Below are 13791 nucleotides of genomic sequence, written 5' to 3'. Positions count from 1 at the left end.
TTCTTGAACCTGCCCTGTGTTCAGGTACCTTAAATAAAAAAGCCGACTATCCTAAGACCATCGGCGTCATTTTTTACTCAGCACATATGCATGACTCATTCGTATGGAATTTCACCGACTGAAAATAGCATGGAGACTGATTCAAAACTCTTAAATTTTACTTCTGCGAAAATAAGGGTTTTTAGGCTCATTAAAAAATAATTACGGCAATTAATCCACTTTGAATTTGGAACCCTGGATTTTAGAAGTGTTTTGCGAGGTTTTGTAAACTAATTTCCCAAGAAAAAGTTATTTTTGCACATATTCAAATTTATGGCATCCGGATTTTTCGCAATACTTGACGATATCGCAGCATTAATGGACGACGTGGCCGTCGCCTCCAAAGTAGCAACCAAACAAACCGCAGGAATCCTTGGCGATGACTTAGCGGTCAATGCAGAAAAGGCAACGGGATTCCTCTCCTCACGGGAGGTGCCTGTACTCCTTTCTATTATGAAAGGATCCTTTGTGAACAAACTCATTATTGTTCCCATTGCTTTTGTCCTTCAAGCACTTTACCCTCCTGCTATCACCGTGATCCTCATTTTTGGAGGGCTCTATCTTGCCTACGAAGGAATGGAGAAAATTGTAGAGTTTCTTTTTCACCGATCTAAAAAGGCTGTGGAGGTCATCGAGGAACAAGACGCGAGCAACTCTGAGAACGAAAAAGCGAAAATCAAATCGGCAGTATCTACAGACTTTATATTGTCGATTGAAATTGTCATAATTGCACTAGGAACGGTCTTACATCAGTCCTTAATGATTCAAATCATCACGGTTTCCGTTGTTGCCATTATAGCGACCCTTGGCGTGTACGGCATCGTGGCTGTGATTGTCAGAATGGATGATGTGGGCTACAAGCTGATCAAAAGATCGGAGGGCGAAGGAATCTTTAAAACATTCGGTGAAATTTTAGTCAAAGCTCTACCCATCGTAATCAAGGCACTTGGTATCATTGGAACCATTGCCTTACTGCTTGTTTCTGGAGGAATCTTCGATCACAATGTGGAATTTATCCACCACCTCTTTCCAGAGATACCGGCCATGATAAAGCAATTTCTATTGGGGATTGTAGCGGGAACCCTAATGGTCCTCGTTCTCGGATTTGGAAAAAAGCTTTTTCCCAAAAAGAAGGCTTAAGACTACTCTAATGCGAAGCTAAAGTAATAAGCCGTCCCGATTACGTATCGAGACGGCTTATTATTTAGTCACTAGTTTGTGATTTAACTCCTATTAGAATTGCATAGGTACTTCCATTAGAAGGATTTCTGAATCCACAAGTGCTTCCAATTCAAAATCAAGTAAAGATTCTAGTCCTACGGCATCTCTTTCTAAAAGTTCGATATCTCCAATCTTCGCACTTCCTTTGAGCACAAAGACAAAAACGCCGTTTCCTTCTTTGTTTAAGGTGTACTTTCTAGAAGTTCCACTTGAAAATTTTGCAAGATTGAACCAAGCATCTTGGTGAAGCCAAACCCCCGCGTCCTCTGGACTTGGAGAAAGAATTTGTTGAAATTCATTCGGCGTTGCCTCTTTCTCAATGTTGATTTGATCGTATCGAGGAGTCACCCCCATCTTATTAGGTACGATCCAAATTTGAAGGAATTTAACAGGTTGGTTTGCATTTTTATTGTACTCACTGTGCATTATTCCCGTCCCGGCACTCATCACCTGAATTTCACCTTTGCGAATAACCGCCTTGGTTCCCATCGAGTCTTTGTGCTCAAGATCTCCTTCTAAAGGAATGGAAATAATTTCCATATCTCGGTGCGGGTGAGTTCCAAAACCCATCCCTTGAGTTACGGTATCGTCATTGAGTACGCGCAAAGCGCCAAAACTCATTCTCTCTGGGTTGTAATAATTCGCAAAACTGAACGTATGAAAACTCTTAAGCCATCCGTGGTCAGCCATTCCTCTAGAGTCTGCTTTAAAAATTGTTGATTTCATAATGTATGTATATAGGTTAATTTGGTACTGCAAAGATGCGCAATGGATCCTTGCGGTGCATTGACCTACGATAAGAAAGTTCCTCGCGTGATTTCCTTTTTAAAATCAAAATCGTAACTTTCGTAAAGATAACAGCAAAAGGTAAGACAAAATGAAAATAAGAACCAAACGAACCTATGACGATGTCGAACCGCAGGATGAGTTTCGGGTGCTGGCGGATCGATTGTGGCCTCGAGGCCTCAAAAAATCCGATGCCCAAATTGATTACTGGGCCAAAGAAATTTCTCCTACGACCGCCTTAAGGCAGTCCTACCATAAGGAGGAAGTTTCTTATGAAGAGTTCTCGATGCTATACCGGGAGGAGTTAGAAGCGAATCCTAATTCTCTTCCCTTTTTAGACCTACTTAAAGCCCACGATACAATCACGCTACTTACTTCGAGAAAACCGATTGAAAAAAGTGAACTTCCGACCTTAAAGGAGTTTATTGAAAAATACCAGTGAATTTCTTTAAAGATATAAAAGAATCTAAAAATCACATTCTCCGGAGAAGGCAAAAGCCTTTCCTGAGAATGTGATTTAAGCTTTAAAGAGCGGTATACCCGCCGTCAATTGCATAATACCCTGCATTGATGTTCGTGGCAAGATCGGAACTTAAAAACAGTACAAATTGGGCCACTTCCTGCGCATTCCCTAAACGACCTAGAGGATGCTTCTCTACGAGCAGGGCTTTGGTCTGTGAATCTAGAGAATCCAAAAGCGGCGTATCAATGTACCCTGGGCCCACTGCATTAATTCGAATATTTTTCGAGGCATATTCAGAACCTGCGCTTCGGGTAAGGCCTAAGACTCCATGCTTAGCCGCTGCATAAGCGCTCGATCCCAAAACACCCGTAATACTATGGATGGATCCCATGTTCACAATGGCTCCTCCTCCGTTCTTAAGCATCTGATTAATCTGGAATTTAGTTCCGTAAAACACACCGTTTAGATTGATGTCAATGACTTTTTTCCAACCCTCTAAACTCAAATCCCCTGTAGGGTTTAGTTCGCCACCGATTCCCGCATTGTTGCAAGCAATATCAAGACGACCAAAATGTTGCACTGTTTTTTCAACAAGCTGCTCAACCTCACCTGCGTCCGCCGTGTTGGCCTTCACAAATAAGGCCTCAGCCCCTTGGGCCTTTAATTCTTCCACAAAGGTCTCTCCACTTCTGGAATCAATGTCAGAGACCACTACTTTCGCACCGTTTTTGGCGTAAATTTCTGCAATTGCTTTTCCAATTCCAGAGGCTGCGCCCGTCACAAGCGCTACTTTTCCACCTAATAAACTCATACCTTTGATTTTAATTGTTAAACTCTATCTACTTCCCCTCCCAGACCCCCTAAAACAAGGGATTGTCTTATCGAAAGGAACATAGGAAAGTTACGACCGATTTCACTCAAAACCAAAGAAATACCGGAGTTTAACAAATCTTATGAGTACGAAAAAAGGGAGCTTTTTCTCTTAGGAAAGCTCTACAGAATTCTCAATTTCCCCTTCCTTTCCTACTCCTTTTAAGCTTAAGGAACAAGCGGCGGCAACGAACATCGCAATCCCTCCCACCATTAGATAGCCCATGGTATGGTTTCCAAAAAACGAGCTCACAATCGGTCCACCAATAATTCCGTTCACGATCTGAGGAAGGACAATGAAAAAATTGAAGATTCCCATATACACACCCATTTTGTGCTGCGGAATGGCATGAATAAGCATCGAGTAAGGCATAGCCAAAATACTTGCCCAAGCAAACCCGATCCCAATCATGGAAATCCACAAATACCCTGGGTCTTTAATGAAATACATGGAGATAAGTCCTAATCCTCCAAAAAACAGGGCAAGGGCATGGGTTTGCTTCTTCCCAATTTTCCTTGCCAGTGGAGTGAGTAAAAAAGCAAATCCAATGGCAAATAGATTGTAATACCCAAAGAGTACCCCTACTAAATTCCCAGCCTCATTAAACTCGGCAGACGAGGCATCAGAGGGCGAAAGCCCAAAATGATGAGTGGCAATGGAACTTGTCGTATAAACCCACATCGTAAAGAGCGCAAACCAGGAAAAGAACTGAACGAGTCCAAGTTTTCTCATGAGAGGAGGAATTTTTGTAAAATCCTTCACGATATCTGAAAATTTAGGTTTTTCCAGCGAAACCTCAACCTCTTTCGAAAAGGAAGCGAACTCCTTTGGGGAGTATTCTTTTGTGGTAAAAATGGTATAGAGAATGGTAAGAATGAGAATAACCGCTCCTACATAAAAGGAGTAGATTACAGAATTAGGAACAAATCCTTCTGCGGCGACATTGGAAACCCCCAGTTTTGTTAACCATAAGGGCATGTTAGAGCCAATCACAGCACCAATTCCAATCAAAATGGTTTGAACCGAAAAGCCAATGGTTCCTTGGTGCTTGGGAAGCATATCGCCTACCAAAGCTCTAAAGGGTTCCATCGCCACGTTAATGGATGCATCCATTAGTGCGAGGAAGAGAACCGCAAAAAGCAGCACTCCTGCTGCTAAAAACACCCCTACAGAAGCGGAATTAGGAAGTAAGACAAGTCCTACGGCAGTCAAAATGGCTCCTATTAAGAAATAGGGTTTGCGTCTGCCCCATTTTTCGCTCCAAGTATGGTCGCCCATATGGCCAATGATGGGTTGAACAATTAAGCCCGTAATCGGAGCGACTAGCCAGAACCAGGACAAATGGTGCACATCCGCACCAAAGCTTTGTAGAATACGACTGGCATTTCCATTTTGAAGGCCGAAGGCCATTTGGATTCCTAAGAATCCCATACTCATGTTAATAATCTGAGCAAGGGACAGGTTTGGTTTTATAGATTTGGACATAAAGACTAATTATTATCATTGACTAAGGAAGTCAAATTTACTTAAGTTTTTCCTTTTGCAGCGCTTCTTGTGACGATTTTATTTCCACCACTTGATCGGCCACCGAATTAGGCACGGTCAAACTAAGCACATACTGACGAAGTTTCCACTCCCCCTGTTGCCATTCCAAGACCCCTGAACCTCGGCAGAGCCCATAGTGACTCTCGAGCACCTCACTAAACCAAGCCCACGTGGAATCTTCACTTAGGTGTATCGTTCGTTTAAGGGGAAAATAGCTCCATCCTCTGCCCTTATCAAAATAAGGCTTCGCATAGGCCATAAATTCCTCTTTGTTCCAGGTTTCTAGGGCGTCTGTACCGATAAACTCAGAGTCCTTAGCAAAGAGTTTAAAGTACTCCTGAAAATTCGCCTCTGCTGCCATTTTATGAAAGCGGTCCAAAAGGACTCCCACTTCTTTTTCTTTTTGTGCTTCTTTACTTATAGAAGACTGAGCGCTAAGCGTGGAACTTAGAAAAAGGATAAGGATAAAACAAAAGGGTTTCATAAGCTCTAGTTTAGTTCTAATATAAGCGCGTTTTTAGCAGGGGCCGTAAGGGTTTGATCAGGAGAAATGGAGAAGGTTTTTTCAGAAAGCACATCCTTTCCGCTACGAATCCCCTCGAGACTTTCCTTAAAGCGCGCTAAGGATAAATCGACAGGTTTTTCGTTGTTATTTAGTACCACCATTACTTTCTTGTTATCCGTATACCGGAAATAGACATAAACCTCTTCCGTAGGCATATAATGCGTGGTTTTTCCGGAATGAATCACCTCGGCGGATTTACGCCAATTGAGAAGCTTTTTGGTAAATGCGTAGTATTCCTTTTGCTCGGGTGTCTGTGTAGATTCCGTAAAGGCATTTTGCGTATCGCTCGCCCATCCGCCAGGGAAATCACGACGAATGTCCGCATCTCCTTTTGATTTTTCTCCGCGCATCCCTATTTCAGAACCGTAGTAAATTTGAGGAATTCCTCGAACGGTTGAAATGAGACTTAAGGCAAGTTTATAATAGGCGGGATCTCCACCGAAAATTTCATTAAGTCTTTCCGTATCGTGGTTTTCAAAAAAGACCAAAAGGTTATTTACATCGGGATAAAGAAAATCATTGCTTAAGGAATTGTAAATCTGCATCATTCCTTTGTCCCATGACGCCGGTCCTTTCAAAGCAGAAGGCAGCTCTGTATAAAGAGCGAAATCCATTACCGAGGGTAAATTAGAGTTGTACTGATCAATTTCCCCTACTTTTGAATCCTTCTGCCAATACGAAATGTGCGCTGGCGATTGCATCCAGGCTTCTCCTACGATGTTAAGGTTTGGATATTCATTCGTGAGGGCTTTTGCCCACTTCGCCATCGCTTCTTTGTTATTGTAGGGATACGTATCCACTCGAAGTCCTCCAAGTTCTGCATATTCAATCCACCAAATGGCATTCTGCGTCAAATACGTTAGCAACCGGGGGTTTGCTTGATTTAAATCGGGCATCGTGGTATCAAACCACCCGTTGAGAGCTCCATTTCGGTCCACTTCCGATGCATTCCCATCCATTTGTGAAGTAATTCGGTAGTTGGAGCGTTTAAATCCATAGCGCCCTTCTCCGTCTTTAAACTGATGAATCCAATTTTGTTCCGGTAGGTCTTGAATCATCCAATGAGAAATTCCCCAGTGGTTGGTCACATAATCCTGAACGAGCATCATACCGCGTTTGTTAAGTTCCTGAGAGAGTTTTTTGTAATCCTCGTTACTCCCGTACCGAGCGTCAATCTTATAAAGGTCCGTTTGAGCGTATCCATGGTAGGAATACCCTTTCTCATTGTCTTGATTCACGGGCGTCAGCCAAAGGGCGCTCACGCCTAGGTTTTCTAAATAATCGAGTTGATTAAGAATGCCCTTTAAATCTCCACCGTGACGTCCTCCAGGAGCATTGCGATTGCTTTTTTCAATCAAATCCTTTTGCGAATCGTTGGAAGGATCGCCATTTGCGAATCGATCCGGCATAATCAAATACATCACATCGGCAGAGGTATACGATTTGCGCATTTTGGAGCCTTCTTTTCGGGTCTTCAGTTCGTATTTGTACGTACTTTTTACTTTTCCGTTTTCTTTCAATGTAATTTTAAAATCGTCTCCTAGAACCTCTTTTGTATCAATTGTCACAAAAAGGTAGTTCGGGTTTTCGACTTTCTCAACCGCTTTTGGTTTTAAACCGCCTGAAAGTTCAAGGGTTTGATTCGCTATGGAGGGGCCATAAAGGAGAATCTGCAGGTCTGTGTTTTCCATGCCTTTCCACCAAAAAGCGGGTTCCACTTTTTTGAGTTGAGCCAGGGTGAGGCTAAAGGAAAGCAAAAGAAAAAGGAGGGATAATTTTTTCATAATCTAAATCGGAATTAAAAAATGAAAGACGCTACTTACGGCGCCTTTCATTGCAAAATGGAATTTATTGAATCGGATTCACAGAAATGGCATATCCGCCACTTCTCACCAAATGAATAGGAAGTTTTGTCTTGCTTGTGACTGTTTTTTTCACAATCTCATAGCTTTGGGGATTCGTAATGTAATCCGCATCTTTTCCATCCTTGTAGATAACCGCTTCGTATTTCTTGTTCTTAGGAAGAAAAGAGAAATCCACAGTGAAGGTTCTTGCGTTTTCGTCTGTTACCCCTCCGACAAACCACTGGTCTTTTCCTTTGGTTTTTCTAGCCGTGTGGATATAATCTCCCGGCTCTGCCGACAGAATTTTCGTATCGTCCCAATCCGCAGCTACATCTTTTATAAACTGGAATGCATCCAGGTGTCTTTCGTAGTTTTCCGGTAAATCCGCTGCCATTTGAAGTGGAGAATACATCACCACATAAAGAGCTAATTGCTTGGCCAACGTGGTTTTTACAAAACGAGTATCGTTTGGAAAATAGTAGTTAAGTTGCGTTTGGAAGATTCCAGGCGTGTAATCCATCGGCCCTCCCATGAAACGAGTGAATGGCAAAATGGTTTGATGCTCAGGATCGTTTCCACCGAAAGCCTCATACTCAGTTCCTCGAGCGGCCTCCGCAGCCACCCAGTTCGGGTAGGTACGGCTTTGTCCTGAAGGGCGCACACTTTCGTGTGAATTCACCATGATTTTATATTCGTTTGCCTTCTCCGCAATTCGGATGTAATGGTTGTTGGTCCACTGAGAATAATGATGCTCTCCACGAGGAATAATATCTCCCACGTACCCTGTTTTCACAGAAGGATAATCGTATTTGTTCATTAGGGCGAAGGCCTTGTCTGCCCAACGTTCATAATTCGTAGCCGAACCTGAAGTTTCATGGTGCATCATAAGCTTCATGCCTTTTTTATGGGCATACGAATTGAGTTCGTCAATGTCAAAATCAGGATAAGGAGTAATGAAATCAAAAACATATTCTTTGGAATTTCCAAACCAATCTTCCCATCCTTCGTTCCATCCTTCAATCAAAAGGGCATCAAATCCATGTTTAGACGCAAAATCAATGTACTCTTTTACTTTCGTGGTGTTGGCTGCATGGTTGCCATTCGGTGTCAATTTAGAGAAATCGGTTTTGCCTAAATGAACATTTTTAGCCGTGGAATACGCCCAGTTGGACTTTCCAATAATCATTTCCCACCATACGCCCATGTACTTCGTAGGCTTGATATACGAGGTATCTGTATAAGCGGTAGGTTCGTTTAAATTGAAAAGCATTTTCGATTCTAAAACCTCTTCTGCTTTGTCCGATACAATCACCGTTCTCCAGGGTGACACGGCCGGGGTCTGTAAATACCCTTTTACGCCTTGCGCATCCGGAGTCAAATGGGTTTTGAATTTAAATTCACTTGCGTCTACTTCCAAATGGGAAGCGGCATAGTTAATCACCGCAGCTTCCGCAATGTTCAAATAAAGTGGATTTTTTCCTTCTTTTTTCAACATGACCGGAGATTGAACCGAATTTTCCACCGGTTTTTGTGACGCATTGCTATCAAAAGAAGTCGCCCAACGAGCAGGAATCTCTGAGAGTTTGGTGGTCATGTATTTGTATTCTTGAGAATCGTAATCTCCCGTAATCCACCACGTTTTGGTGTCCCAAGGTAGGTCGAACTCACTGTCCTCTTCTTTTAAACGGAAATAATTTAGATTTTCCTGTTCTGGAAACTCATAACGGAAACCGAGTCCGTCGTTAAAAAGTCTAAACTTTACTACGATGTGGCGCTTGTTTGCAGGCTGATCTAGCGTAACGGCAAGTTCATTGTAATGGTTCACATACTCCTTTTTCTCTCCAAGAATAGGCTTCCATACTTCGTTCTTCGAATCCGTTTTTTCTGCCGTTTTCTCGAAACTACTTAGAAGGTCCGTGGGACTAGAAGAATTCTTATCAATGGCACTTGCAAATTCAATTCCTTTGTCATCGAAAAGTCTGAGTCCTAATTTTGAATCTTCAACGACCGTTTCCCCTTTGTATTTTAAATGGTAATAAGGCACACCTTCTTTCAGCTTGAAATTCATTTCAAACTCTCCGTTTGGTGATTTAAGTGTTTGAGCATGAAGGGATATACCTCCAAGAAGCAAAGCCACGATGCTCAGATTTAATTTATGCATTATAGATTTTTTAATGAACATGAAAGATAAAAAAAACTGCTGCTAAAAGCAACAGTTTTTCATTTTTAACAGAAAGATTTCTCCCCTATTTTTTGATCAGTATGTATCGACCGTCTAAGTCATTGAAAAAGATGTCATAGACGCCCGCTTCATTCACAGGAATGTTCGGTCCTCCATAAAGACCAACGCCTGAGATAGGGTTAGAACTTCCCCAGCTGTCGTCCCAACTGTCGTTCGCTCTGAATTTGAATTCACCCACAGAAAGACTTATATCGGTAATACTCCACTGGTGTACATCAAAGGTAGAGTTAACCATAGCGGTTTGAGCATCCCAACCTAGAGCCGTACTGTGTCCAATAATCCCCATAACAGGATAGATTTTTTGCGCGCCTGTGTACGCTTCAATGCTATACGTTTTCTCACGAATATCCAGCTCAAATGTGTAGAATCCAGCCGTAGGGATCACGAAGGTTCCTGGCTCATTGGTACCGTCTGGATTGCTCGGATGAACTACTCCATTGGTTACTCCCCACTGAGGATGCCAAGTATTGTCCCCTAACTGCTCAAGAACTTTAAATCCACCGGCCTTAAAATACCCTGTGTAATAAAATTTATTTACATTCTCAGAATCTCGGTAAAGCGGATGGTTGTTATTGTTAGTGCTCCAATCTGCCTCGACGGCTTCTCCCACAAGGAATAAATCCTTATAGGCTACGTACGGAGTTACCGTAATCTTAACCGGTGCAGAAACGGCAAGTAAAGTTCCTCCTACAGAGCTTGTGTTCGCAGAAACGCGAAGGTCAACCTCTGCAGATACGTCTGGAGAAAGTCCTAACTTCATTAAGGCATCATTGAACTCCCTGTTTGTAAGCGCTAAACTCGTCGCATCGGCTACAGTTCCAGCAGCTACATAGTCCGTAGAACCTGCAAGGGCCACTTCCACCAGGTAGTCTACCTTGGTACCGTAGGCATAATCACTCCAGGTAACTGTCGTTGCAATTTCATCGGGAGCTTTAATATCCAGTACAAATTCAGCTCCTGCGCTAGGACTTGTAAGGATTGGTTTCGCCGTGGGATAAGTGGTAAGGTCTGTTGAAATCACATTGGACACATTCGATCCAGAAACCACTCTAAAGAACACCTTCTGGCTTTCGTACGGGTGTAAACCTGCGGCAATCGCCGCTTCGTTTAAGGCTCCAATCGTAGTGGTTAAACTCGTGGTATCGGAACTACCTAATTCTACTTTTGTACTAAAGTCCTCTGCGCTAGAAAGTTCTACTACGTAGCTATTTCCACCGCCTAAACTGCTGTCCCAAACCAAACGGAAACTGTTATTTTCCATAGTAGGGTATAAAACATTGCTCGCGAGGGTTGTATTGTAGAGCTCAAAACTAGGCTCTTTCTCGCCCAGGGTGAACTCATCGTCCCGACACGCCTGAAAGACGATTGGAAATACCAAAGCGAGAACTATAAATTTAAATATCGTTTTCATATTGTTCTTCTCTATTTATTATTTAGCAACAATTGTATAAGTACCTGCTTTGAGGTTCACAGTGATCGTGTACTCTGCTCCACCGCCAGAGAATTGGATGTTTCCATTGTCTCCTTTCGGTCCTAGGAATCCAGAGTGCCCCGCGTTGTCCTTAAGGATGTTCGCCCACTCTAAATCACCCCAAGATTGTTGGCCGAGGAATTTAAACTCTTCGTTGTCCGCAAGCGTGATATCAATTGTATAAACACCGGCAGAAACCTTTGCCATAGGAAGTGCTGTTTCTGCAGCCCATGCATTTACACTACCTACTAAATAAATTACTGGGAAATCAAATCCTTTTACAGGAGAGGCTTCAACGGTTAGAGACTGTACGCCTGCTGCAGCGTCGATCTCTACTTTGTAAATCCCGGTGTCCTGGGTGAATTTCATGTTTTCCTCACCGTCTTGAACGAGGTTATCGGATACTTGTTTAAAGTAACGATACCCGTCTTTGGTTCCGGCTAAATCAATACTATAATTTATTGGGTTCCAGTCTTTCTGACCTAAGAAACGGAAGCCTTTGTCTTTTTCCATATACGTATAGATAATCGACTTGCTTTCCGATTTGTATAGCTCCTGTGCGTCGCCTGCACTCCATCCCACATACGAGGCGTCTCCAACGAGGTAGAAGGTTGGATACACCAAATTGTACGGCGTAATGGTTAGATGCGTCACGTTGGAAAGTACAGATAGGTATTCACCACCGTCGCCAATGTAAGAAGACACTCTTAAATACATAGTTCCTTCTTCTCCGGCTGGAATTCCCAGAGTTTGAGCCGCTTTGTTCATTTCTGAAACCGTGTAGGTAACGGTTCGGATGGATCCGGTCACCGTTCCAAGGGTATAGGCCTCCTCAAACCCCTCTGTAGTCGAAGCTTCAATTTTGTATTTCACTTCCGTAGGCTGCGTATATTTCGCTTGTTGCCAAGAAACGTTGAGCGCCGGATTGTCTGGGAAATTCTGATCTAAAAATAAAGATTCAGAACTCAGGTCCATCAATATGGCTGGCGTTTCATTGCTTATGTTGAGTTCCTCTCGGTCCTGGCAGGCCATTAGGCCTAACAGCATCACTAATGCGAGTAACCCCTTTTGTATTATCGTTTGTTTTTTCATTGTAACTATCGTTTGGGTTCGAATTAATAACCGTCGTTTTGAATAAGATTCGAGTTGGCAATCACGTCGTTCGTTGGAATCGGATACAGTTTTCTGTAATCCGCTACGGAAGCTCCCTCTTTCGAGCCGCCTTTCCATTGCCAAAGCATACTAGAACCTGTGAATTTACCAAAACGGATAAGGTCGGATCTACGCGTCATTTCCCAAGAAAGCTCGCGGGCACGTTCGGCTAGTAAGAAATCTAAGTTAAGACTTACCACAGGAGTAGCTCCTGCTCTTGTGCGTAACTGATTCACATATTCTTTTGCAAGACCGATGTTTCCATTTCCTCCTCTTACGGTGGCTTCTGCATACATTAAGTATACATCACCAAGACGGTAAAGGGGCAGATCCGCATCTACGAAATCACCTCCCGTATCCGATCCAGCAGATCCGTCAGAGAAATTGATATTTTTGTATTTGATAAAAGCGTATCCTTGTTTGAAATCGCTTATCTCAGAAATGTCAAGAGATTGTCCGTTTGTATAGAAACGACCTCTTCTGTCCGATCCATCCTCTGGGAATAACCCGACAAATTGTTTGGTCACACGAAGACCTCCCCAACCTCCGTTCACACCGAAGTCAGATGCAGGCATCGATCCCCCAATGGCAGCATGCACTAAAAAAGTAGTTCCTCCAAAGGTTCTGGTTTTGTTTCCATCGTAGTTAATCGCAAAAATCACCTCTGGGTTGTTCAAATGGTTGTCCGCCATAAAGAGATTTTGGTATCCGTAATCCACTGCATCCACAACATCTTTCTTCAAAGAGTACCCTGCATTTATGATCTTTTCTGTATACGTAATGACATCGTCATAACGAGGGGTTCCCTTATAGACTTCTGCATTTAAGTAAAGTCTAGCAAGAACAGCCCAAGCTGCTGCTTTGTCTACTCTTCCGTACACATTGCTTCTTGGCTCCTTAAGGTCATTTTGAACCGCTAGAAGTTCGCTCTCTACCCAATCAAACAAAGCAGCTCTTTCGATTCTTGCTGGTTTTTCTGGGCCACCGGACATGTAGTTTTCGTCCACAAAAGGAACGTTTCCATAAAGGTCTAGGGCGTGGTAGTAAGATTGAGCTCTTAGGAAACGTGCTTCTGCACGCATCGTTTTCGCTTCCTCTAGATCCGCGCCTGTAATTCCGTTTGCGGCTAATCTTTCATCCGTTGTATTGCGAATAAACTCATTGGTAAAGGCAATCTCACCGTAGATACGGTAGTACAATGCGGCTACAAATTCATTGGACGCAGTCCAAGTCTGTGTATTCATCTGAGGCAAAGTTCCATCTTGCCAAGCTATTTTCGCTTCGTCTGTGGGAAGCACTTGGTGGTAGAACATTTGACGCATGTAGCTGGAGAATCCTCCATCAATCCCGCCAATATCTGAATTTCCATCACCTCCTTCTTGTCCCCCTACAGCTAGACCGCCATAAAGTTTCGCAAGAAGACTATGGTAATTGTTAAAGTCGGTATATAAGTTCGTAGAAGAAGGATCTGTGATAGGTTCCCTTTCCAAATCTTTCATACAAGACGCTGCAGAAAAGGCCAGCAAAAGACCTAGAGCTCCCACTACGATACGTTTGGCTTTTATATTAAAAAGTTTCATCTGTCTGTAAAT

At 42.9% G+C, this 13791-nt stretch carries 11 protein-coding genes; 2 read left to right on the top strand and 9 right to left on the bottom strand.

Features of this window, described 5'->3' with window-relative positions:
- Positions 1–312 precede the first annotated feature (312 nt).
- Positions 313–1179: a DUF808 domain-containing protein gene (locus tag ACX3PZ_RS07415; RefSeq protein ID WP_459083830.1), complete on the top strand. Its 867-nt coding sequence runs from the start codon at positions 313–315 to the stop codon at positions 1177–1179.
- Positions 1180–1272: 93 nt separating this feature from the next.
- Here the strand turns inward: ACX3PZ_RS07415 and ACX3PZ_RS07410 are convergent, their stop codons facing one another.
- Complete coding sequence (locus ACX3PZ_RS07410; protein WP_459083829.1) at positions 1273–1986, bottom strand: pirin family protein; 714 nt, start codon at positions 1984–1986, stop codon at positions 1273–1275.
- 151 nt (positions 1987–2137) lie between these two features.
- On the opposite strand from ACX3PZ_RS07410, the gene ACX3PZ_RS07405 reads away from it, so the two are divergent.
- Complete coding sequence (locus ACX3PZ_RS07405; protein WP_459083828.1) at positions 2138–2488, top strand: DUF488 domain-containing protein; 351 nt, start codon at positions 2138–2140, stop codon at positions 2486–2488.
- An 82-nt stretch (positions 2489–2570) separates the two neighbouring features.
- Here ACX3PZ_RS07405 and ACX3PZ_RS07400 read toward each other — a convergent pair whose 3' ends face one another.
- From ACX3PZ_RS07400 to ACX3PZ_RS07365, 8 genes are all read right to left on the bottom strand, one after another.
- The gene (locus ACX3PZ_RS07400; protein WP_459083827.1) at positions 2571–3320 is read right to left on the bottom strand and encodes an SDR family NAD(P)-dependent oxidoreductase; all 750 of its coding nucleotides are present in this window, start codon (positions 3318–3320) and stop codon (positions 2571–2573) included.
- A 171-nt stretch (positions 3321–3491) separates the two neighbouring features.
- Entirely contained in the window at positions 3492–4865 is a 1374-nt protein-coding gene (locus ACX3PZ_RS07395) for an MFS transporter (RefSeq protein ID WP_459083826.1), read from the bottom strand.
- Between the two features lie 37 nt (positions 4866–4902).
- Complete coding sequence (locus ACX3PZ_RS07390; RefSeq protein ID WP_459083825.1) at positions 4903–5409, bottom strand: nuclear transport factor 2 family protein; 507 nt, start codon at positions 5407–5409, stop codon at positions 4903–4905.
- Between the two features lie 5 nt (positions 5410–5414).
- The gene (locus tag ACX3PZ_RS07385) at positions 5415–7274 is read right to left on the bottom strand and encodes a glycoside hydrolase family 13 protein (RefSeq protein ID WP_459112368.1); all 1860 of its coding nucleotides are present in this window, start codon (positions 7272–7274) and stop codon (positions 5415–5417) included.
- A gap of 64 nt (positions 7275–7338) precedes the next feature.
- Positions 7339–9495 carry a glycoside hydrolase family 97 protein gene (locus ACX3PZ_RS07380; RefSeq protein ID WP_459112367.1) on the bottom strand — a complete coding sequence of 719 codons (2157 nt, stop codon included), beginning with the start codon at positions 9493–9495 and terminating at the stop codon, positions 7339–7341.
- An 85-nt stretch (positions 9496–9580) separates the two neighbouring features.
- Positions 9581–10987, bottom strand: coding sequence for a SusE domain-containing protein (locus ACX3PZ_RS07375; protein WP_459112366.1), 1407 nt, complete (start codon positions 10985–10987; stop codon positions 9581–9583).
- 18 nt (positions 10988–11005) lie between these two features.
- On the bottom strand, positions 11006–12139 hold the full coding sequence (locus ACX3PZ_RS07370) for a SusE domain-containing protein (RefSeq protein WP_459112365.1): 1134 nt from the start codon (positions 12137–12139) through the stop codon (positions 11006–11008).
- Between the two features lie 23 nt (positions 12140–12162).
- The gene (locus tag ACX3PZ_RS07365) at positions 12163–13779 is read right to left on the bottom strand and encodes a RagB/SusD family nutrient uptake outer membrane protein (protein WP_459083820.1); all 1617 of its coding nucleotides are present in this window, start codon (positions 13777–13779) and stop codon (positions 12163–12165) included.
- Between the last annotated feature and the right edge of the window lie 12 nt (positions 13780–13791).

It is taken from the genome of Chryseobacterium sp. A321, assembly GCF_054489265.1.
Note: the sequence above shows the minus strand (reverse complement) of the source record. Positions and strands in the feature narration are given on the sequence as shown.